This window comes from Bacillus sp. AR2-1 (genome assembly GCF_008368755.1).
GTDB lineage: Bacteria > Bacillota > Bacilli > Bacillales > Bacillaceae_G > Bacillus_A > Bacillus_A wiedmannii.
In genome coordinates this window covers 178,800-201,109 of the sequence record NZ_QORY01000007.1, presented here as the reverse complement: position 1 = coordinate 201,109, position 22,310 = coordinate 178,800, and the positions used below count along the sequence as shown (strand labels likewise).

Annotated in this window: 27 protein-coding genes and 1 tRNA gene; 20 read left to right on the top strand and 8 right to left on the bottom strand. The window is 38.6% G+C overall.

Going from position 1 to position 22,310, the window contains the following annotated elements:
• The first annotated feature begins 1 nt into the window (after nt 1).
• The 11 genes from ppaX (at nt 2) to DT250_RS31630 (ending at nt 9,133) form a co-directional block, all read left to right on the top strand.
• A complete protein-coding gene (gene ppaX / locus DT250_RS07875; protein WP_087983934.1) occupies nt 2-652 on the top strand; it encodes a pyrophosphatase PpaX in 651 nt (216 codons plus the stop codon).
• Between the two features lie 75 nt (nt 653-727).
• The gene (locus DT250_RS07870; protein WP_088608596.1) at nt 728-1,234 is read left to right on the top strand and encodes an acyltransferase; all 507 of its coding nucleotides are present in this window, start codon (nt 728-730) and stop codon (nt 1,232-1,234) included.
• A 145-nt stretch (nt 1,235-1,379) separates the two neighbouring features.
• Entirely contained in the window at nt 1,380-2,891 is a 1,512-nt protein-coding gene (locus tag DT250_RS07865; RefSeq protein ID WP_048542490.1) for a tetratricopeptide repeat protein, read from the top strand.
• An 85-nt stretch (nt 2,892-2,976) separates the two neighbouring features.
• On the top strand, nt 2,977-3,933 hold the full coding sequence (trxB, locus tag DT250_RS07860) for a thioredoxin-disulfide reductase (protein ID WP_001288065.1): 957 nt from the start codon (nt 2,977-2,979) through the stop codon (nt 3,931-3,933).
• Nucleotides 3,934-4,093: 160 nt separating this feature from the next.
• Entirely contained in the window at nt 4,094-4,900 is an 807-nt protein-coding gene (locus tag DT250_RS07855; protein ID WP_000455195.1) for a DUF368 domain-containing protein, read from the top strand.
• 228 nt (nt 4,901-5,128) lie between these two features.
• Nucleotides 5,129-5,587, top strand: coding sequence for an NUDIX hydrolase (locus DT250_RS07850; protein ID WP_001190080.1), 459 nt, complete (start codon nt 5,129-5,131; stop codon nt 5,585-5,587).
• Between the two features lie 20 nt (nt 5,588-5,607).
• The gene (gene rapZ / locus DT250_RS07845) at nt 5,608-6,489 is read left to right on the top strand and encodes an RNase adapter RapZ (protein WP_000138461.1); all 882 of its coding nucleotides are present in this window, start codon (nt 5,608-5,610) and stop codon (nt 6,487-6,489) included.
• Between the two features lie 3 nt (nt 6,490-6,492).
• Nucleotides 6,493-7,446, top strand: coding sequence for a gluconeogenesis factor YvcK family protein (locus tag DT250_RS07840; RefSeq protein WP_000712182.1), 954 nt, complete (start codon nt 6,493-6,495; stop codon nt 7,444-7,446).
• An 89-nt stretch (nt 7,447-7,535) separates the two neighbouring features.
• On the top strand, nt 7,536-8,486 hold the full coding sequence (gene whiA, locus DT250_RS07835) for a DNA-binding protein WhiA (RefSeq protein WP_000006569.1): 951 nt from the start codon (nt 7,536-7,538) through the stop codon (nt 8,484-8,486).
• Nucleotides 8,487-8,509: 23 nt separating this feature from the next.
• The gene (locus DT250_RS07830; RefSeq protein ID WP_000250305.1) at nt 8,510-8,758 is read left to right on the top strand and encodes an HPr family phosphocarrier protein; all 249 of its coding nucleotides are present in this window, start codon (nt 8,510-8,512) and stop codon (nt 8,756-8,758) included.
• Between the two features lie 204 nt (nt 8,759-8,962).
• Nucleotides 8,963-9,133 (top strand): hypothetical protein, encoded by a 171-nt coding sequence (locus DT250_RS31630; protein WP_176546142.1) that lies wholly within the window; start codon nt 8,963-8,965, stop codon nt 9,131-9,133.
• 142 nt (nt 9,134-9,275) lie between these two features.
• On the opposite strand, the gene clpP is transcribed toward DT250_RS31630, so the two are convergent.
• From clpP to DT250_RS07785, 8 genes are all read right to left on the bottom strand, one after another.
• Nucleotides 9,276-9,857 carry an ATP-dependent Clp endopeptidase proteolytic subunit ClpP gene (clpP, locus tag DT250_RS07820; protein ID WP_001049163.1) on the bottom strand — a complete coding sequence of 194 codons (582 nt, stop codon included), beginning with the start codon at nt 9,855-9,857 and terminating at the stop codon, nt 9,276-9,278.
• Between the two features lie 240 nt (nt 9,858-10,097).
• A complete protein-coding gene (locus DT250_RS07815; RefSeq protein ID WP_149212879.1) occupies nt 10,098-10,967 on the bottom strand; it encodes a DUF421 domain-containing protein in 870 nt (289 codons plus the stop codon).
• Between the two features lie 20 nt (nt 10,968-10,987).
• Nucleotides 10,988-11,194 (bottom strand): DUF1657 domain-containing protein, encoded by a 207-nt coding sequence (locus tag DT250_RS07810; protein WP_149212878.1) that lies wholly within the window; start codon nt 11,192-11,194, stop codon nt 10,988-10,990.
• 11 nt (nt 11,195-11,205) lie between these two features.
• Nucleotides 11,206-11,556 carry a stage V sporulation protein AE gene (gene spoVAE / locus DT250_RS07805; protein ID WP_000575918.1) on the bottom strand — a complete coding sequence of 117 codons (351 nt, stop codon included), beginning with the start codon at nt 11,554-11,556 and terminating at the stop codon, nt 11,206-11,208.
• Nucleotides 11,553-12,569 carry a stage V sporulation protein AD gene (gene spoVAD / locus DT250_RS07800; protein ID WP_046955591.1) on the bottom strand — a complete coding sequence of 339 codons (1,017 nt, stop codon included), beginning with the start codon at nt 12,567-12,569 and terminating at the stop codon, nt 11,553-11,555. The genes spoVAE and spoVAD overlap by 4 nt, the downstream gene beginning before the upstream one ends.
• A complete protein-coding gene (gene spoVAC / locus DT250_RS07795; protein WP_149212877.1) occupies nt 12,570-13,046 on the bottom strand; it encodes a stage V sporulation protein AC in 477 nt (158 codons plus the stop codon).
• Nucleotides 13,047-13,075: 29 nt separating this feature from the next.
• The gene (locus DT250_RS07790) at nt 13,076-13,561 is read right to left on the bottom strand and encodes a YhcN/YlaJ family sporulation lipoprotein (RefSeq protein WP_046955592.1); all 486 of its coding nucleotides are present in this window, start codon (nt 13,559-13,561) and stop codon (nt 13,076-13,078) included.
• Nucleotides 13,562-13,654: 93 nt separating this feature from the next.
• Nucleotides 13,655-13,861 (bottom strand): DUF1657 domain-containing protein, encoded by a 207-nt coding sequence (locus DT250_RS07785; protein WP_000216160.1) that lies wholly within the window; start codon nt 13,859-13,861, stop codon nt 13,655-13,657.
• Between the two features lie 205 nt (nt 13,862-14,066).
• Between DT250_RS07785 and DT250_RS07780 the strand changes: the two genes are divergently transcribed.
• From DT250_RS07780 to gpmI, 9 genes are all read left to right on the top strand, one after another.
• Nucleotides 14,067-14,142: transfer RNA gene (locus DT250_RS07780), tRNA-Arg, on the top strand.
• A gap of 180 nt (nt 14,143-14,322) precedes the next feature.
• A complete protein-coding gene (locus DT250_RS07775) occupies nt 14,323-14,619 on the top strand; it encodes a hypothetical protein (protein WP_149212876.1) in 297 nt (98 codons plus the stop codon).
• A 272-nt stretch (nt 14,620-14,891) separates the two neighbouring features.
• Nucleotides 14,892-16,199: an RNA polymerase factor sigma-54 gene (rpoN, locus tag DT250_RS07770; protein WP_088064784.1), complete on the top strand. Its 1,308-nt coding sequence runs from the start codon at nt 14,892-14,894 to the stop codon at nt 16,197-16,199.
• 9 nt (nt 16,200-16,208) lie between these two features.
• Entirely contained in the window at nt 16,209-16,454 is a 246-nt protein-coding gene (locus tag DT250_RS07765) for a glutaredoxin family protein (protein WP_000869731.1), read from the top strand.
• 135 nt (nt 16,455-16,589) lie between these two features.
• The gene (cggR, locus tag DT250_RS07760) at nt 16,590-17,618 is read left to right on the top strand and encodes a gapA transcriptional regulator CggR (protein ID WP_001258183.1); all 1,029 of its coding nucleotides are present in this window, start codon (nt 16,590-16,592) and stop codon (nt 17,616-17,618) included.
• 26 nt (nt 17,619-17,644) lie between these two features.
• Complete coding sequence (gap, locus tag DT250_RS07755; protein WP_000161234.1) at nt 17,645-18,649, top strand: type I glyceraldehyde-3-phosphate dehydrogenase; 1,005 nt, start codon at nt 17,645-17,647, stop codon at nt 18,647-18,649.
• Between the two features lie 139 nt (nt 18,650-18,788).
• On the top strand, nt 18,789-19,973 hold the full coding sequence (locus DT250_RS07750; protein ID WP_001036333.1) for a phosphoglycerate kinase: 1,185 nt from the start codon (nt 18,789-18,791) through the stop codon (nt 19,971-19,973).
• A gap of 32 nt (nt 19,974-20,005) precedes the next feature.
• Nucleotides 20,006-20,761: a triose-phosphate isomerase gene (tpiA, locus tag DT250_RS07745; RefSeq protein WP_001231043.1), complete on the top strand. Its 756-nt coding sequence runs from the start codon at nt 20,006-20,008 to the stop codon at nt 20,759-20,761.
• Entirely contained in the window at nt 20,758-22,287 is a 1,530-nt protein-coding gene (gene gpmI, locus DT250_RS07740; RefSeq protein ID WP_001231145.1) for a 2,3-bisphosphoglycerate-independent phosphoglycerate mutase, read from the top strand. The genes tpiA and gpmI overlap by 4 nt, the downstream gene beginning before the upstream one ends.
• The last annotated feature ends 23 nt before the right edge of the window (nt 22,288-22,310 follow it).

The window sequence follows — 22,310 nt, the reverse complement described above, 5'->3', positions numbered from 1 at the left end:
AATGAGAATAAATACAGTGTTATTTGATTTAGATGGAACTCTAATTAATACAAATGAACTTATTATTTCTTCTTTTTTACATACGTTACATACATATTATCCAAGTCAATATAAGCGTGAAGATGTATTGTCATTTATTGGCCCTTCTTTACATGATACTTTCAGCAAGATTGATGAAAACAAGGTTGAAGAGATGATTACATGTTATCGTCAATTTAACCATGATCATCACGATGAATTAGTGGAAGAATATGAAACTGTATATGAAACAGTTCAAGAGTTGAAGAAGCAAGGTTATAAAGTTGGTATTGTTACAACGAAAGCGAGACAAACAGTTGAGATGGGATTAAAGTTGTCAAAGCTTGATGAATTTTTTGATGTTGTCGTGACAATTGATGATGTGGAGCATGTGAAACCACATCCAGAACCACTTCAAAAAGCGCTTGAGTTATTAGATGCGAAACCGGAAGAAGCATTGATGGTTGGGGATAATCACCATGATGTTGTCGGCGGACAAAATGCGGGCACGAAAACAGCTGCTGTCTCATGGACGTTGAAAGGTAGAGCATATTTAGAGGCTTACAAGCCGGACTTTATGTTAGATAAAATGAGTGATTTGCTACCGATTTTGTCTGATATGAACCGTTCATAAAGGTCCAAGTAAGTTAGTAGGGGTCTGTTTCCCTACTAACTTACAGTTTCACTTTTTAGTAGAGGAGCGAGTTAAGTGCGACGGACAACGCGCTATCCTGTTTCGGGAGAAAATTCATTATGGAATGTGTATAAAACAGTGTCTTTTTGGAAGGTAATGAAAAACTTTATTATTATCCAAATTGCGCGTTATACACCATTTTTATCCGTCAAGAATTGGTTATACCGTACGTTTTTACGGATGAAAGTCGGAAAGAAAACATCATTTGCACTTATGGTAGTGCCGGATATTATGTTCCCAGAAAAGATAACTGTGGGAGAGAATTCAATTATCGGCTATAATACAACGCTTTTAGCACATGAATATTTAATTCGCGAATATCGACTTGGAGAGATCGTCATAGGAAATGAAGTGATGATTGGAGCAAATACGACTATATTACCAGGTGTGAAAATTGGGGATGGCGCGATTGTTTCAGCTGGCACACTTGTTCATAGAGATGTCCCAAGTGGTGCTTTCGTGGGTGGAAATCCAATGCGTGTTATTTATACGAAAGAAGAAATGGATGCTAGAGAAGGTTGATGCTAAAAATGTAACATTTCTCTTCTTTTTTAATGAATAAAAAGGAAATAATTGAGTATAATATACTGTTTTGTTTTTTACGGAATCGTTTATACTTATAGATAGAAGAATGTGTGAACGAAGAAAACAAAAAACTGGAGGATATATGGGGAAAAATCAAGGAATATATAAGGAGAACGGACAAGTTATCTCTTTTAATCAATTATCGGACTTCTTTTATAAAAAAGGGATGAGGGCTTACAAAGGACAGAAATTGCAAGATGCAATTAAATATTTTCGAAGAGCGGCACAAAGTGAGAAGGAGCCGTTTATTTTATGCCAATTAGCAACAGTATTATCTGAGGCTGGTGAATATCAAGAGTCGAATCAAATCTTCTTTAAGCTTGTTAGATCTAATCCAGAACTTGAACAATGCTATTATTTTATTGCAAATAATTATGCATATATGGGGCTATTTCAGCAGGCGAAAAAGTATGCGGATCGCTATTTAGAAGTTGCAGAAGAGAAGGAATTTGTAGAAGATACATTAGAATTACTTGAAATTATGGAAGAAGAAGCGATGGGTGAGGAAGAGATTGAGGATGAAGACGATCTAATTGTTATGCAAGAAGAAGCGAATCGTTATATTCGTAACGGACAATTGGAAGAAGCAATTGCTACATTGGAAATTGTTACAAAAGATTATCCGGAATTTTGGTCGGGTCATAATAATTTAGCCATTGCACATTTTCAATCTGGTAATGTAGATAAAGCTCTGAAGTTAACGGAAATGATTTTAGAGAAAAATCCTGGTAATATACATGCGCTTTGTAATACGCTTATTTTCCTATATTCAATTGGAGAGCATAAACAAGTAGAAGCGTTAGCGGAGCAGTTAGTTTCAGTATATCCGATTTCGTTCGAGCATCGTTTGAAACTTGGAACGACACTTGCAACAATTGGTCATTTTGAGCCTGCATATAAATGGTTCAAAGTATTAAAGCGTCAAGGATATGAGGGAGACGTTAGTTTTTATTATTGGTTTGCATATTCTGCTTATATGGTGAAAGATCAGCAAGTAGCTGAAAAAATGTGGCAGCATGTTGTAGAATTGCACCCTGATAAAAAGGGAAAAGAACCGTGGAATGCGCTGAATTTAGCAGATGAAGGACAAAACGTATTATTTGAAGAATTACGAAAATCATTTCAACAAAGTGCGACGCTAGAGGAACAAATGCTAGCTTTATATTTAATGAATGAATTGTCAACGCCAGAGAAGGTGGGATTTTTCTTTGATGTAACGCAGGCGAAGAACGGTGTTCCAATCGTATCGCAACTTGCAAAGTATTTCTTTTTACTTAATAGCCATAAGAGCATTCCAGCTGATTTACAGCAATTTGAACAGTGCGCACAAATTGCGGATGCTTTATATAATTATACGAAAAAAGATGATGAATTAATCGAAGAGTGTTTACAATTTTGGTTTTGTACGTTCATACGTTTATATACATCTGGGGCAGTTTTTACAAATGTATACGGCTGGTCAGCTGCTGTTGAATATATCGTACGCAGCGAACAAGGAAATAAGATGACACAGTCGGAGCTTGGGGATGTATATAATGTATCTGTAGCGACTGTTCGAAAGTATGTGCAGGCTGTTAAACGTACGCACACATAGGGTAAGCAAATCATTGGGAAAAAAATGATGCTAACAGTATAATGAGGGTAACTTAATTGTGTAGGAATGAATAGGAGTGAATAGTGTGTCAGAAGAAAAAATTTATGATGTCATTATTATTGGTGCAGGACCAGCTGGTATGACAGCTGCAGTATATACATCTCGTGCGAATTTAAGCACATTAATGCTTGAGCGTGGTATCCCAGGTGGCCAAATGGCAAACACAGAGGATGTAGAGAACTACCCAGGTTATGAGTCTATTTTAGGACCAGACTTATCAAATAAAATGTTCGAGCATGCGAAGAAATTTGGTGCTGAATATGCATACGGTGATGTGAAAGCAGTCATCGATGGTAAAGAATACAAAACAATTATTGCTGGTAAAAAAGAATATAAAGCACGTGCAATTATCGTTGCAAGCGGTGCAGAGTATAAAAAAATTGGTGTGCCAGGCGAAACAGAACTTGGCGGCCGTGGTGTATCATATTGTGCAGTATGTGATGGGGCTTTCTTTAAAGGAAAAGAACTTGTAGTTATTGGTGGTGGAGATTCTGCTGTTGAAGAGGGTGTATTCTTAACACGCTTCGCATCAAAGGTAACAATCGTTCACCGTCGTGACACTCTTCGTGCACAGAAAATTTTACAAGATCGTGCTTTCCAAAACGAGAAAGTTGATTTCATTTGGAATCACACTATAAAAGAAATTAACGATGCAAATGGTAAAGTGGGAAGCGTAACACTTGTAGACGTAAACAGTGGAGAAGAGAAAGAAGTCAAAACTGATGGCGTGTTCATATACATCGGTATGTTACCACTATCAAAACCATTTGTTGAACTAGGTATTACAAATGAAAATGGTTACCTTGAAACAAATGAGCGTATGGAAACGAAAGTTCCTGGTATTTTCGCAGCTGGAGATGTTCGCGAAAAAATGCTACGTCAAATTGTAACTGCAACAGGTGATGGTAGTATCGCAGCACAAAGTGCACAACATTACGTAGAAGAATTATTAGAAGAACTAAAAACAGTATCAGAAAAATAAGGGATAATATGCCTTTTGAGAAGAAAGCTACCGATAGGAGCTTTCTTTTTTTTATGAAAATGTCAAAGTTTTGTCAAAAAATATTGGGATTATAAGCTTTCTTATTGATATACTGGACTTTACGGAAAAATCACTATAAGAAATGAGGAATTTATTCAGTATGGAATGGCGTAATATATATCGTGGATTTTGTATGGGCGTTAGTGATTTAATTCCTGGTGTGAGCGGCGGTACAATCGCTGTTGTGTTAGGGATTTATGAACAATTGCTTGCGGCAATTAGTGGATTCTTTAGTCGCGAATGGAAAAAACATTTAGGGTTTTTAATTCCCCTTGCAGCTGGTGTGGCAGCAGCGTTTTTAACGTTAAGTCACGTTATTAAATATTTACTTGCAAATCATTATGAACCGACTCAATTTTTCTTCCTCGGTTTAATTATTAGTATATTACCGATGTTAATGAGAGAAGCTGATGCAAAGTCGTCGTTTAAAGGTAAGCACATTGTTTTATTAATAGTTGCAGCAATTCTTGTTGCGATCACAGCTTTCTTTAAACCAGATAAGGCAGCAGATCCAATTACGACGTTAACAATTTTAAATGCAATTGGTTTATTTTTCGCGGGCTGGATGGCTAGTATGGCTATGTTGCTTCCTGGAATTAGCGGATCATTTATTTTATTAATTATTGGTGTGTATCCGACAGCAATTAATGCTTTAACTACACTGAACTTACCTTTAATCGTAGTTATCGGTGCTGGTGTTATGGCGGGGTTTGTTGTAAGTAGTAAAGGAATTAGTTTCTTGTTAGATCGTTATAAAAGTATGACATTTGCGGCAATTATTGGACTTGTTATCGGCTCGATTGTAATTGTGTTCCCTGGTATTCCAACTGGAGGATTTTCAATTATAAGTTCAATTATTACCTTTATTTTAGGATTTGCGATTGTTACTTATTTCGGTAAGAAATAAGGACTTTAATCCCCTTGGCGATAAAAATCGTTAAGGGGATTTTTCATGCTATTCATTGAAAGTCTAGGCATTTACATTGCTTGTTCTAGAAAGCTTTTTTAAAATTGTTGAGTAGCATGTGCTTAGCGAAAGAGGACTGGCTCCTTCGTTGTAGCAAACTGTTTTTGATAGTATAATGAAATGAGTATGCAGTGAGAAATTTACTGCAAGTAGCTGAGGTGAAGAAACATGCAAAGAGTGACAAACTGTGTGTTAATTAGAGATAATGAAGTACTCTTACTCCAAAAACCTCGCCGAAATTGGTGGGTTGCACCAGGCGGGAAAATGGAGCGTGGTGAGACAGTAAGAGATTCCGTTGTTCGCGAGTATCGTGAAGAAACAGGTATTTATTTAAAGAACCCAGCGTTAAAAGGGGTCTTCACCTTTGTCATCCAAGAAGGTGATAAAGTTGTTTCTGAATGGATGATGTTCTCCTTTTTAGCGACAGATTTTGCAGGAGAAAACAAACTAGAGAGCGAAGAAGGCATCATTGGTTGGCATACATTTGACAAAATTGATGATTTAGCAATGGCACCAGGAGATTATCACATTATTGATTATTTAATTAAAGGAAATGGCATAATCTACGGTACATTTGTATATACCCCAGATTTTGAGTTGCTTTCATATCGATTAGATCCGAGTTAAACCGTCAAGGAGAGGATACGATGACAGAGAATAATGATATAAAAATGGTAATTATTACAGGAATGTCTGGAGCTGGAAAGACAGTAGCTTTACAAAGTTTTGAAGATTTAGGATATTTTTGTGTGGATAATTTACCACCGATGTTATTGCCGAAGTTTATTGAACTTATGGCGGATTCAAAAGGGAAAATGAATAAAGTGGCACTTGGCGTTGATTTACGTGGCCGAGAGTTTTTCGAACATTTATGGGGAGCACTTGATGATTTATCAGAACGTACATGGATTATTCCTCATATTTTATTCTTAGATGCGAAAGATGGCACGCTTGTAACTCGTTATAAAGAAACGAGACGTTCGCATCCACTTGCACCAACTGGTTTGCCGTTAAAGGGAATTGAGATGGAGCGTGGCTTATTAACTGATATGAAGGCACGAGCGAATATTGTGCTGGATACATCGGATTTAAAACCGAAAGAATTACGTGAAAAAATTGTTCATCTGTTTTCAACTGAAACTGAGCAAGCATTTCGTGTAAATGTTATGTCGTTTGGATTTAAGTACGGTATTCCAATTGATGCAGATTTAGTATTTGATGTTCGTTTTTTACCAAATCCATATTACATTCCACATATGAAGCCATTAACAGGACTAGATGAAGAAGTTTCATCGTATGTGCTGAAATTTAATGAGACACATAAGTTTTTAGAAAAATTGACGGATCTTATTACTTTCATGCTGCCTCATTATAAAAGAGAAGGCAAGAGTCAACTTGTAATTGCAATTGGATGTACAGGTGGACAGCATCGTTCTGTTACGCTTACAGAATACCTTGGGAAACATTTGAAACCAGAGTATAGCGTTCATGTATCTCATCGTGATGTGGAGAAGAGAAAGGGCCATTAAGGGATGAAAAAAGAGAGAAAACCTAAAATTGTTATCATGGGAGGCGGTACTGGACTCTCTGTTTTATTAAGAGGATTAAAACAATATCCGGTTGATATTACAGCAGTTGTTACAATCGCTGATGATGGTGGCAGTTCAGGTAGATTACGTGATGAGCTCGAAATTCCACCCCCAGGTGACATTCGTAACGTACTTGTTGCGTTATCAGATGTAGAGCCGCTGGTGGAAGCTTTATTTCAGCATCGTTTCACAACGGGAGACGGGCTGAAAGGTCATGCGTTAGGAAATTTATTATTAGCGGGTATGACCTCGATTACAGGAGACTTCTTCCATGCGATTACGGAAACGAGTAAAGTGTTAAATGTCAGAGGACGTGTGTTACCTGCAGCGAACCAAAGTGCGGTACTTCATGCGGAACTAGAAGATGGAGAAATTGTAACAGGTGAATCAAAGATTCCTTATTCTGGGAAGAAGATTAACCGCGTCTTTTTAACTCCAGAAGATGTAGAGCCGTTACATGAAACGTTGGCTGAGATTAAACGAGCTGATTTACTTGTTTTTGGTCCAGGAAGTTTGTATACGAGTATATTACCGAATTTAGTTGTTAACAAAATCGGGGATGCTGTTCTTGCTGCAAAAGCGAAGAAGGTATATGTGTGTAATGTTATGACGCAAGCTGGTGAAACGATGGGATATACTGCGTTTGACCATGTGCAGGCGTTACATGATCATTTAGGTAAACCATTTATCGATACTGCAATTGTAAATAACCGTGATATTCCTTGTGAATTACGTCAGTTGTATGAGGAAGAAATGTCGGCACCAGTTGTAGTAGATGAAGAGCGTTTTACAGAGAGCAATATTGATGTCATTCAAGATCAATTAGCGAAGTATGATGATCGTGTTGTAAGGCACGATACATTAAAACTAGCTTCTATTTTATATTCACTGTTGTAGATGTGCGTTGCCTCGTTTGAGGTAACGCTCATCATTTCATATAGGACAAGATTTTTGTTCCAAAGTAATCGTATAAGGAGGTGTTGACTGTGTCATTTGCATCAGAAACAAAGAAAGAGCTAACGAATCTTGAGGTGAAGGAATGCTGTGAGAAAGCAGAATTATCAGCGTTACTTCGAATGAACGGATCGCTTTCTTTTTCAAACCGTCGTCTATCTATCGATATTCAAACGGAGAATGCGGCAATCGCAAGAAGGATTTATACGCTTTTGAAAAAAGGATATGACGTGACGGTAGAATTACTTGTTCGTAAAAAAATGCGATTGAAGAAAAATAATGTATATATTGTGCGGCTTGTTGAGAAGTCTCGCGAAATATTAGCTGATCTTCATATTGTTCGAGACGACTTTTCGTTAATTCGAAATATATCCCAGGAATTAATCGAGAAGAAATGTTGTAAACGATCGTATTTACGAGGTGCATTTTTAGCAGGTGGTTCAGTAAATAACCCAGAAACATCATCTTATCATTTAGAGGTCTTTTCGTTATATAAGGAACATAATGATGCTATATGTGAATTGATGAACGGATTTGATTTAAATAGTAAGACGTTGGAAAGAAGAAAAGGGTACATTACGTATTTGAAAGAAGCAGAAAAGATTACGGAGTTTTTAAATATTATAGGCGCTCATAATGCACTTTTAAGATTTGAAGACATTCGAATCGTTCGCGATATGCGTAATTCAGTAAATCGTTTAGTGAACTGCGAAACAGCCAATTTAAATAAAACAATTGGTGCAGCGCTAAGGCAGATTGAAAATATCCGTTATATTGATGAGACAGTTGGTCTTGATATATTACCAGATAAACTGCGAGAAATTGCACAATTACGAAGAGATTATCAAGATGTAACATTGAAAGAGTTAGGCGAGATGGTATCCGGGGGGAAAATTAGTAAATCGGGTATTAATCATCGTTTGCGTAAAATCGATGAGATTGCAGAGAAATTACGCGCGGGGGAAGCGGTAGCAAAAAAATAAGAGGTTAAAGGGGAAATGGAGCTGTGGTTCAAAAACGAGTTAAGGTTTCATTAAAAAACGGTTTACAAGCACGTCCGGCTGCGTTGTTTGTACAAGAGGCCAATCGCTTTCATGCGGATATCTTCATCGAGAAAGATGGAAAGACAGTGAATGCAAAGAGCATAATGGGGATTATGAGCTTAGCAATTGGAACTGGTAGCATGATAACAATTACAACAGAAGGTTCAGATGCAGAAGAAGCTTTAGAAGCATTAGCTGCATATATACAATAAGAAGCTATCGCGCATGTGCGATAGCTTTTTTGTTTTGTTATTTGGTGTTGAGAGTCGGGTATGTAGGGGGTGCATGCTTGTCGAGGATTGTCGGTAAGTCGATAAGTTGTGTCGAATCGTCGATATATTAAAATAATCGCCGATATAATTGGAGTTACGGTCGATATATTTGAAAAATCGCCGATATATTTAGGGGTATACTAGGTGGGGTATGTGAGCGGGGAACAATATATAAAAGAAGCGCCCAATTATAGGGCGCTTCCGCTTTTAATCTATCCAGCTCCAGCGGCTAGAATGGTCGGTGGCTTCGCTTCTTCCGACGAGGTAAAAAGCACCTCTTTGTCAGAAGCTCCATCCTCCTCCGATTCTGAATGAGCCGCTTCCGCTTTTAGTTATATCCAGCTCCAGCGGCTAGAATCTCCGGTCGTTTCGCCCCTTCATTCGAGGCAAAAAGCGCCTCGGAATCAGGGGCTCCATCGCCCTGCGATTCTGAACGAGCCGCTTCCGCTTTTAAGTATTAACGATTTGTAAAGATCTTATCGATTAAGCCGTATTCTAGAGCTCTTTCAGCTGTCATGAAGTTGTCGCGGTCTGTGTCGCGTTGTAGTACTTCAAGTGGTTGACCTGTGCGGTCAGCAAGAATTTGGTTTAGTTTTTCACGTAAGAATAGGATACGTTTTGCAGCGATTTCGATTTCAGTCGCTTGACCTTGTGCTCCGCCAAGTGGTTGGTGAATCATTACTTCACTGTTTGGAAGTGCATAACGTTTTCCTTTTTCACCTGCTGCAAGTAAGAATGCACCCATAGATGCAGCCATACCGATACAGATTGTTGATACTTGTGGTTTAATAAATTGCATTGTATCGTAAATTGCCATACCTGCTGTGATAGAACCACCAGGGCTATTGATGTAGATGTGAATATCTTTTTCTGGATCTTGAGATTCCAAGAATAAAAGCTGGGAAACGATTGAGTTAGCTACGTTGTCATCAATTGCACTACCAAGCATAATGATGCGGTCTTTTAATAGTCGAGAGTAAATATCGTAAGCGCGTTCTCCACGATTTGTTTGTTCAATTACTGTAGGAATTAAATTCATCTGTTATTTCCTCCTTCTAAAGCTTTCTTAGTCTTATAATACAATTATGGTCAATAAAGGTCAAACGAAACCACTTTAAATCAAAAAAATATGTAGTTGTACCATGAATTATTCGCTATGTTTTTGAAATTCCCTGCTTATGTATCTTCAACATCATAACCGAATTACATAAATTTAAACGTCATGAAATCTGTAGTAAAAAGAAAAGAACGCCTTTTTACTGAAGCGTTCTTGTGATATCTATTCTTTTAAAAGATAGGTTACTTTATTTAAAATCTTTTCGATGCGTTTCGCGTTTTTACTATACATTTCGCTTGCTGATTTCGACTTTGTTTCTAGGGAAAATAGTTCAAGATCAGCATGACATTTTTTTAAAGATGCTAATAATAAAGGCTTGTTTTGAGGAGAAGGCATTTGTAGTTTGTCATTATAAATGTCGATAGTAAGTTGTCCGTATGAATCCACTTGACCGAGAAAGACATTTTCAATAACAACACCGAGCTTTTCTAGTTCAGAATGTAACCAAGCGCGGTTATGTCCACTAGAGGATAGAGGTTCATCTAAGACATTGCCATCCATAATAACAGTTTGTGGTTCTTTTTCATTCGGTACTTTTAAGCCAACGTCTTTTGCTGTAAGTGGTTGGCGATCTTTCTTTAATAATACATTTAATTCTCCGCTCGGTTCTAGTACGGCAAATTCAACATCAGCTACGCTGAAAGCATTTTTTCCACGGAGTAGTTCCAGTAATTCGTCACTTGTATATTTTTCTTTCTTTAAGTTATCTTCGAGTATTTTTCCATCTTTTATTAATACGGTAGATTTCCCTTCAAAGAAGTCGCGAGCTGTTTTGTTCTTTAAGGAGAGGATTCCTGTGAAAAAAGGTACCACAGCGAAAATGAGTATCGCAAAGACGCCGTGGAAAAATTTTGAATCGAGCCCTGTAGATACTTGGGCAGCGATGTCACCGATTGTCATTCCGGCTATGTATTCAAAAAAGGAGAGCTGAGAGATTTGTCTTTTCCCTAACCATTTCGTAATAGCGAATAAAATAATTAATATGAATACAGAGCGAAGAATGACAAGTGTCCATTCCGGCAGGTGAGACATAGTCATTTCCTCCAGTCTACTTAAAACCCTTTATATTGAGGTTCTTCACGTTCTAATAATGAAACTCTATTCTGTAAATCAGCGATGATGCTGTCCATTTCTAACATACATTCATGAAATACGTGTTTTGATTCCGCGTCCTGTGAATTTAGTGAAAGGGAGCTTAAACTTGCTTGAGCGCCCCTTACACTAGCAAGGCAGGTTTTAACGCTAGCGATAACTGTCATACAAACACCTCTTATCCTTTCGGTTTGAATAGTAATGCACCAATGAATCCGAATATGATAGCAGCAGAAATACCAGCGCTTGTTACTTTAAACATTCCGGTAATGACGCCAACGATGCCGTGTTTTGCAGCTTCTTCCATTGCGCCGTGAACGAGGGCATTACCGAAACTTGTAATAGGTACAGTTGCCCCGGCTCCAGCAAAGTCGATTAATGGTTCATACAGGTTGAATCCGTCCAGTATAGCACCGGCAACAACGAGTGTTGCCATTGTATGAGCGGGTGTTAGCTTGCCAACATCAAACATAAGTTGGCCAATTACACATATGAGTCCGCCGATGACGAAAGCCCAGAAAAAAATCATTGCGTTGCACCTCCAAATTCAATCGAAACGGCGTGAGCGATACACGGAATCGTTTCTTCTTGTTGGAATGTAAGTGGAGATAGTAAAGCGCCTGTCGCAACGACAAGTATTTTTTTGAACTCTCCTCTTTTCATTCGGTTTAATAAATGACCGTACACGACTGTTGCGGAACATCCCGGTCCGCTAGCACCAGCTATGACAGGTTGCCCTTCTCTATAAATGAGTATGCCGCAATCTTGAAACTGTTCGCTCGTTACTTTCGTTCCGTGTTTATGTAGTAAGTCATAAGCAATTTCGCGACCGACATGTCCAAGATCACCTGTTACAATTAAGTCGTAATAAGAGGCGTCAATTTGTCGTTCGCGTAAATGGGCCTCAATCGTATCGACAGCTGCTGGGGCCATCGCACCACCCATATTAAAAGGATCTGTTAATCCCATATCAATCACTCGTCCGATTGTTGCAGATGTTACTCTAGGACCATGTCCAGTGTCGCTTAAAATAGCTGCGCCAGCTCCAGTTACTGTCCATTGTGCGGTAGGAGGTTTTTGACCGCCGTATTCAGTTGGATATCGGAACTGCTTCTCTACAGCGGCGTTATGACTAGATGCCCCGGTTAATAAATATTTTGCGCCTTTTGCATTTACAATACTTGCCCCGAGCGCTAATCCTTCCATGGAAGTAGAACATGCTCCGAATAATCCGAGATATGGTGTTCCGAGTGTACGGCAGGCAAAGCTTGTTGGAGTGATTTGATTAATTAAATCTCCTGCAAGTACGAATTGAATATCGTCTTTACGAAGCTTGGCTTTTTCAGTAGCGCGGCTACAAGCTTCTTCGAATAAAATTTTATGGGCTTTTTCATAGGAATCCTGGCCGAGCCATAAATCTTCATGGAGGATATCGAAGTCTTCTGGAATGTTTCCTTTTGCTTCAAATGGCCCGCCAACGACTCCTGTCGAAATAATAACTGGTTTGTTTTCAAATACCCACGTTCGGTGTCCTTGTAACATTTATAGCCCTCCCCATTGAACGAGAATCGTTTTAATAAGTGCGATGATGAAAGCTGAAAATACACCAAACAAAATAACAGAGCCGGCTAATTTAAACATATTTCCTCCAACGCCGAGTACGAACCCTTCTGTTCGGTGTTCGATACATGCGGCAATAACAGAGTTACCAAATCCAGTAACGGGTACAGCTGTGCCTGCTCCAGCAAACTGCCCAAAGCGGTCATATATACCGAAACCAGTTAGTAACATGGAAATGAAAATGAGAGTTGCGACTGTTGGATTTCCTGCTGAACGCTCAGTGAAGTCAAAATATGTGATATAAAACGTAGAAATGAGTTGTCCGATGAAGCAAATAAAACCACCGACGAAAAAGGCTTTAATACAATTTTTCAAGACAGGACGCTTCGGTTCGCGTTCTTGCTCGAATTTTTTATACTCTTGTTGCACAGGGGTTAAGTTCTTATCTTTACTAGACATTGCGATCCTTCCTTTTCTATTAAAAAGCGTTAAGTGTTAGACTCCATTTTTTTCCCAATGAGTTTTAATTGCTTATTGATCTCGTCTTTAGATACTTCTTTTTTCTTAATTTTGCTCTCAAGCTTTTCGAGTAACATAAAGATTTTTTTATCAGTACTTACACGAACATCGAAAGTAGGATGCTCATCACTTAGCTGCTTTTGAAGCTTCTTACGCAGAGGCTTTAATCCAAACCTTTCGTGATGCTCAGGTAGAACTGCTATGTAGAGATCCAAATTTGAATTCACTGCTGTGCTTTTTGTAATTTCATCCATAGCGAGAGCCCTTTTCTTGGCTCCTTGTGATATAGATTGATTAAAGGATTCCGTACTCGTCTTTGTTAGTTTGGGACCTTTTTCTTTCTCCGTTCGTTTTGCTTCTTCTTTCACTTTTTTATCTAAGGGACTATTATCACATCCGGTAAAAGAGCTAAATAGAAGGGCAAATAATGCGGTTATGAGACCGAGTTTTCGCATGATTATCATTCCATTTCTATTGCAATATGTAATGTGATAGAAAAAGGATGACTGCATATCATCCTTTTTCTATTTCACAGCATGACTAATCTGTTATTGCTGTGAGTATTGTGGTTCTTCTTGTTGGACTTCTTCAACGCGTGGATTTAAAGAATCGATAATCGTTTGCGTTTGCTCTGCAGCTGTTTGGAAAAGTTGCTTTGCTTGTTGGTTATCCGTATCAAGAGCGAATCCCTCTAAGCTAGCTTGTGCACTTTTTAATCCAGAAACAGTTTGCTTTAGTTTTGTAATTACAGTCATTGAATGAAGCCCCCTTTGGAATATCAATTCAAAGATTATAATTTGTGAGTTGGGATGAATTTATGATTGGAAAATTTAGGGGGTAGTACTTTGTTAATATATTCCTAACTAAGGTTCATAAAGGATTACAGGGATATTTTTATTGATTTAGATGGATTTTATTGCTATTATTATGAAAAGAAAATGAACTATTTTCTATAATCATGCGCCCATAGCTCAGTCGGATAGAGCGGTGGTTTCCGGTACCACGTCTGCCGGGGGTTCGAATCCCTCTGGGCGCGTTATGTATTGTTGGTGTTACGTGTTGAAAATAAATAGTAAATTTAAAACAACCTCTTGTATGTGATTAGAAATAATTGTGTATAGGGGGTTTTTGTTATGGCCCTACAAGGTACTTCTGTTAATTTTGTAATGAGTTTATACTAAAATTATCTAAAAATTATAGTATGAGGGGATTGCAGGTGCGTAAAATTAGTGGATATTTAAGTATTTTAGGGGATAACGAACGTAGAACCGTTGCTGTGTCTGATTCTGGTGAAATTACAGGCGATGAAATGTTGAAATTCATGTTAAATATGGAAGTGCACTATAAAGAAATTGATAGGGATTGTTTTGGACCTAATCACTATTTGCCTAGCGGAGACTACCATAAGGATTTAATAGCGATTGTCTTTACGGCTGAAATGATGTTAGACGACATGGAATTAGAAGGTGAATGGCCTGCTGAAAAAGGGGATGTTATATTTAACGAAGCATAATGAATCTATCTGCATAAAAAGGTCTGCACTTACAAATATAAGTGCAGACCTTTTTTATTAATACTTGTTATATCTGATAATAAGATTTACTATTAGTATGTGGTAATAATTTTTATCGCGCTATTATTTTCTTTCAATATTATTCAAATTTCGGTTGTAAGTTGTAAATCTCATTAATACATATAAATTAATAATATTTTGGAATGGGTGTCTGTGATAGCATTCTCCTTTTACCAAACTTATTGTACAATAGAAACAAGGGGGAGATTAGTTTGAAGGCAAGTCTTTTACAAGAACAAAGCTTACGTTTGGCAATGACACAAGAGTTAAGGCAAGCGATTACAATGCTCCAGTATAATGTACAAGAATTATCGGAGTTTTTGTATGAGCAATCGTTAGAGAATCCCCTTATTGAGTTAGGTGGTTTTGAGAGGGAGAAGAAAAAGAGCTCTAACAACAGTAAAAGTACCAGCAAACAAATCGAGAATCAGATGGAAATCTACAGTGTGGATTCAACAACGATTCAGCAACATTTATTAAATCAAATACAGTATTATAAAATAGATGAAGAAGAGCGAAAAATAGCTTCTTTCATTATTATGAACATGGATGGAAATGGGTATTTACAAGAAACGAACGAAGAGTTAGCGGATCTCCTTTCCGCACCGATTCATGAAGTCGCCCGCTTTGTAGAGCTTGTCCAATCACTCGAGCCAGCAGGGGTAGGAGCGCGTAATATTCAGGAATGTCTAACTTTACAATTGAAGCGCTTACAAAGACGGAATGGATTAGCGGAAGAGGTTATAGAGGATCACTTCGCTTATTTCGTGAAGAAAGATTGGCGAAAGCTCGTTCAAGTGTTGAAGTGTAGTAATGAAGAATTGCAATCGGCGGTGAACTGTATTACGTCATTACAGCCGAAACCAGGTCTTGCGTTTTCTTCTGATAAACCGCTTTATATTGTGCCTGATATGGCGGTGAAAAAAGATGGTGATCGTCTCGTTTTACAAATGAACGAGAGAAATATGCCGAGAATTGAAATTCATTCTGAGTATAGTGCGCTTCTGAATAATAGTGAAAGTGAAGTAGCATCTTATGTATCAGAAAAGTATCAGCATGTGCAGTGGATTATGCGCAGTTTAAAACAGAGAAAACAAACGCTTCTGCAAGTGATGACTATTATTATGGAAAAACAACGTGATTTCTTCTGGGAAGGTCCAGAATATTTAAAACCGCTTGCTTTAAAAGAGGTAGCGGAAGAGTTAAGTGTGCATGAATCTACAATTAGTCGTGCAACGCGAAATAAATATGTGCAAACACCACATGGTTTATTTGAGATGAAATCTTTCTTTAGTAATGCTATTTCGACTACTGAAGATGAAGCAGTTTCTACAAAGCGTGTGAAACGATTTATCCAAACGCTTGTTGAGGCGGAGAATAAGAAAAAGCCACTTTCAGATCAAAAGATTTCAAAATTATTAGAAGAAGAGCATGAAATCGTTATTTCTCGAAGAACAGTGGCGAAGTATAGAGAACAAATGCACATTCCAGCGTCATCATTACGAAAAACGATCGGATAGGTGGAGAATATGAAAGTTGTACTGTATACAAAAAAAGATTGTGGCCTTTGCGTGCAGGCGAAACAAGTTTTAGAGGAAGTACAATGTGAATATTCTTTTCAAATCGAGGAAATAAATATATATGAAGATAATGACCTTTTAGAAAAATATCACCTAATGATTCCGGTGGTAGAAATAGGCGGAAAACAAGTAGAATATGGTAACATTCACAAAGGTGTCATAATAAACTATATAAAGAATGCAGTTAAGAGTTGAATAAGTTTCTATCTCCTGTTACAATAATACACGTAGCAGGGATTATTTTTTTAACCTATGTGGGACACAAAATGTCACTACGGGACGTAAAGTGACCACGAGGAAAAATGAACCAATGTAGTGAGGAGAAAAGATATGCGCTCATGGATTCAGAACACAAAAAAATTATTACCTGATCTGCTACCTGTTATGCAAACGAGAATGCAAATTCTTCAATACATTAGGCTCATGCAGCCGATTGGAAGAAGAAACTTGTCAGCAAGTCTCGGTATGACAGAACGAGTATTGCGAAGTGAAGTTCAAGTTTTGAAAGAACAAAACTTAGTTCACGTCGCTTCTTCTGGAATGACTTTGACAGAAGAAGGAACAGCTTTAGTTCTTGCTTTGGAAGACTTTATGAAAGAAATTTCCGGGTTAAAGGTTTTAGAAAAGCAACTTAAGGAAACATTAGACTTGGATGAAGTTTTCGTTGTCCCTGGTGATAGTGATGAATCACCTTGGGTCAAACTGGAGATGGGCCGTGCTTGTGTGACTTGTATAAAAGACCGTCTGACAGCGAATAATATCGTTGCTGTGGCTGGAGGAACTACGCTAGCTGCTGCTGCGGACATGATGCAGCTTGATTGCAAAGATTTACATATGCTATTTGTCCCAGCGCGTGGTGGAATTGGAGAGGGTGTCGAATTAGAAGCCAATACCATTTGTGCCAAGATGGCACAAAATACGATGAGTAATTATCGCTTATTGTATGTTCCAGACCATGTTAGTAGCGAAGCATATGCGTCTATTGTGACAGAGCCTTCCGTGAAAGAAGTTCTTGAGTTGATTCGATCTTCCAATATCGTCATTCATGGAATAGGTGATGCGTTAACAATGGCACGTCGCAGAAATACTTCAGAAGCAGATTGGTTAAAGATTCAAGCAAGCGAAGCAGTAGGCGAAGCTTTCGGTTACTACTTTAATGAACAAGGAAATGTTGTTCATAAAGTAAGAACAGTTGGTATGCAACTTGAGGATTTACAACATGTATCTCACGTTGTTGCAGTCGCTGGAGGTTCTTCAAAGGCAAAGGCAATACAGGCTGTAATTAAACAAGGGCACACTTCAATTCTAATTACAGATGAAGGTGCAGCAAAACAGTTAACAAAGGGTATTACCCTTTAATATAATCCCCCAAGGAGGAAATTCAAATGACTAAAATTGGTATTAATGGATTTGGACGTATCGGACGTAACGTATTCCGCGCAGCTCTTAACAACTCTGAGGTAGAAGTAGTAGCAATCAACGACTTAACAGATGCTAAAACATTAGCTCACCTTTTAAAATATGACACAGTTCACGGAACTTTAAATGCAGAAGTATCTGCTAACGAAAACAGCATCGTTGTTAACGGTAAAGAAATTAAAGTTATCGCTGAGCGTGACCCAGCTCAATTACCATGGAGCGACTACGGAGTAGAAGTAGTAGTAGAATCTACTGGCCGTTTCACTAAAAAATCAGACGCTGAAAAACACTTAGGTGGATCAGTTAAGAAAGTTATCATCTCAGCTCCAGCTTCTGACGAAGATATCACTGTAGTTATGGGTGTTAACCACGAACAATATGATGCAGCTAACCACAACGTAGTATCTAACGCTTCTTGTACTACAAACTGTCTAGCTCCATTCGCTAAAGTATTAAACGAAAAATTCGGCGTAAAACGCGGAATGATGACAACAATTCACTCTTACACTAACGACCAACAAATCTTAGACTTACCACACAAAGATTTACGTCGTGCTCGTGCAGCAGCTGAAAACATGATCCCAACATCTACTGGTGCAGCTAAAGCTGTAGCATTAGTATTACCAGAACTTAAAGGTAAATTAAATGGTGGCGCTGTACGTGTTCCAACTGCTAACGTTTCTCTTGTTGACTTAGTTGTTGAACTTGACAAAGAAGTAACAGTTGAAGATGTAAACGCAGCATTCAAAGCAGCAGCTGAAGGCGAATTAAAAGGTATCCTTGGATACAGCGAAGAGCCATTAGTATCTATCGACTATAACGGATGTACAGCTTCTTCTACAATCGATGCATTATCTACAATGGTAATGGAAGGTAACATGGTTAAAGTACTTTCTTGGTACGATAACGAAACTGGTTACTCTAACCGCGTAGTAGACCTAGCAGCATACATGACTTCTAAAGGTCTTTAATTCTTAATTATATAAGTAATCAATGACAAAACGAGGGAGAGGGTTTGTTCCCTCTCTCTCTTCTTTCGTTTTAAAAGCAAATGTGTTAAGCTTTTGAGTGGGTTTTGTCAATCCTAACTAGTAGTCGGAGGGAAATCCAATGAACAAAAAATCAATTCGTGACGTAGATTTAAAAGGTAAGCGTGTATTTTGCCGCGTTGATTTCAACGTACCTATGAAAGAAGGCAAAATTACAGATGAAACTCGTATCCGTGCAGCTCTTCCTACAATTCAATATTTAGTAGAGCAAGGTGCGAAAGTTATTTTAGCAAGTCACTTAGGCCGTCCAAAAGGTCAAGCAGTAGAAGAATTACGTCTTACTCCAGTAGCAGCACGTTTAGGCGAGCTTCTTGGTAAAGATGTTAAAAAAGCAGACGAAGCATTCGGACCAGTTGCACAAGAAATGGTTGCAGCAATGAACGAAGGCGACGTATTAGTTCTTGAAAACGTACGTTTCTATGCGGGCGAAGAAAAGAACGATGCAGAACTTGCGAAAGAATTTGCAGCTCTTGCTGATATCTTCGTAAACGATGCATTCGGTGCAGCTCACCGTGCTCACGCTTCTACAGCAGGTATCGCAGACTACCTACCAGCAGTATCTGGATTATTAATGGAAAAAGAGTTAGATGTACTTGGAAAAGCACTTTCTAACCCAGAACGTCCATTCACAGCTATCATCGGTGGTGCGAAAGTAAAAGATAAAATCGGTGTAATTCGTCATCTATTAGACAAAGTAGATAACTTAATCATCGGTGGCGGACTTGCTTACACATTCGTTAAAGCTTTAGGTCATGAAATTGGTCTATCTCTATGTGAAGACGACAAGATCGAACTAGCTAAAGAATTTATGCAACTTGCAAAAGAAAAAGGCGTAAACTTCTACATGCCAGTTGATGTTGTAATCACTGAGGAATTCTCTGAAACTGCAACAACTCAAATCGTAGGTATCGACTCTATCCCTTCTACTTGGGAAGGCGTGGACATCGGTCCTAAAACACGTGAAATTTATGCAGATGTAATTAAAAATTCTAAGCTTGTTGTATGGAATGGACCAATGGGTGTATTCGAAATGACTCCATTCGCAGAAGGTACAAAAGCAGTAGGACAAGCATTAGCAGATGCAGAAGATACATACTCTGTTATCGGCGGTGGTGACTCTGCAGCAGCTGTTGAAAAATTCGGTATGGCTGATAAAATGAGCCACATTTCTACTGGCGGCGGTGCGTCATTAGAATTCATGGAAGGCAAAGAGCTTCCAGGTGTAGTTTGTCTTAACGACAAATAAGTAGCAGCCAAAGAAAAAGGACGGTGCAAAGCATGCGTAAACCAATTATCGCAGGTAACTGGAAAATGAATAAAACTCTATCTGAAGCAGTTAGCTTCGTAGAGGAAGTTAAAGGTCAAATCCCAGCAGCTTCAGCTGTTGATGCAGTAGTTTGCTCTCCAGCTCTATTTTTAGAGCGTTTAGTAGCAGCAACTGAAGGAACTGATTTACAAGTAGGTGCACAAAACATGCACTTCGAAAAAAATGGTGCATTCACTGGCGAAATTAGCCCAGTAGCACTTAGCGACTTAAAAGTAGGCTACGTAGTACTTGGCCACTCTGAGCGTCGTGAAATGTTTGCTGAAACAGATGAGTCAGTAAACAAAAAGACTCTTGCAGCATTTGAACATGGTTTAACACCAATCGTATGTTGTGGTGAGACTTTAGAAGAGCGCGAAAGCGGAAAAACATTTGATCTAGTAGCAGGTCAAGTGACAAAAGCACTTGCAGGTTTAACAGAAGAGCAAGTTAAAGCAACTGTTATCGCTTATGAGCCAATCTGGGCTATCGGTACAGGTAAATCTTCTTCTTCTGCAGATGCAAACGAAGTATGTGCGCACATCCGTAAAGTTGTTGCAGAAGCTGTTTCTACAGAAGCTGCAGAAGCTGTTCGTATTCAATACGGCGGTAGCGTAAAACCAGAAAACATTAAAGAGTATATGGCACAATCTGACATCGACGGCGCTTTAGTTGGCGGTGCTAGCTTAGAGCCTGCTTCGTTCTTAGGTCTTCTGGGGGCGGTAAAATGAGAAAGCCAACAGCTTTAATCATTCTTGATGGTTTCGGACTACGTGAAGAAACTCATGGGAATGCTGTAGCACAAGCTAAGAAACCTAATTTTGATGGTTACTGGAACAAATTCCCTCACACAACGCTTACAGCTTGTGGTGAGGAAGTAGGTCTTCCAGAAGGTCAAATGGGTAACTCTGAGGTTGGTCACTTAAATATCGGTGCTGGCCGTATTGTATATCAAAGCTTAACACGCGTAAACGTTGCAATTCGTGAAGGTGAGTTCGATCAGAACGAAACTTTCCAAAATGCAATTAAAAGCGTAAAAGAAAAAGGTACTGCTCTTCATTTATTCGGTTTACTTTCTGATGGTGGTGTGCACAGTCACATGAACCATATGTTTGCTCTTCTTCGCTTAGCAGCAAAAGAAGGCGTGGAGAAAGTTTATATCCATGCATTCTTAGATGGCCGCGATGTTGGACCACAAACAGCAAAAGGTTATATCGATGCAACAAATGAAGTAATTAAAGAAACAGGAGTAGGACAATTCGCGACTATCTCTGGTCGTTATTACTCTATGGACCGTGACAAGCGTTGGGATCGCGTAGAAAAATGTTACAGTGCTATGGTGAATGGTGAAGGCCCTACTTATAAATCAGCAGAAGAGTGTGTAGAAGACTCTTATGCGAACGGTATCTATGATGAATTCGTATTGCCGTCTGTAATTGTTAACGAAGATAACACGCCAGTTGCAACAATCAATGATGATGATGCAGTTATCTTCTATAACTTCCGTCCAGACCGTGCAATTCAAATTGCTCGTGTATTTACAAACGAAGACTTCCGTGAGTTCGATCGTGGTGAAAAAGTACCTCACATTCCTGAATTCGTTTGTATGACACATTTCAGTGAAACTGTAGATGGTTACGTGGCATTCAAGCCAATGAACCTTGATAACACATTAGGTGAAGTTGTTGCGCAAGCGGGATTAAAGCAACTTCGCATCGCGGAAACTGAAAAGTATCCGCACGTTACATTCTTCTTTAGCGGTGGTCGTGAGGCTGAATTCCCAGGAGAAGAGCGTATTTTAATTAACTCACCGAAGGTTGCAACGTATGACTTGAAACCTGAAATGAGCATTTACGAAGTAACGGACGCTTTAGTAAATGAAATCGAAAATGATAAACATGATGTTATCATTCTTAACTTTGCAAACTGTGATATGGTTGGCCATTCTGGGATGATGGAACCAACAATTAAAGCAGTAGAAGCAACTGACGAATGTTTAGGAAAAGTTGTAGAAGCGATTCTTGCAAAAGATGGTGTAGCACTTATTACTGCTGACCATGGTAATGCTGATCAGGAGTTAACTGCTGATGGTGGACCAATGACAGCTCATACAACTAACCCGGTTCCTTTCATCGTTACAAAAAATGATGTAGAGCTTCGTGAAGGTGGTATTTTAGGAGATATCGCTCCAACAATGCTTACGCTTTTAAATGTGGAACAACCGAAAGAAATGACAGGTAAAACAATTATTAAATAATTTGCTTATATAAAAAGGAGAGA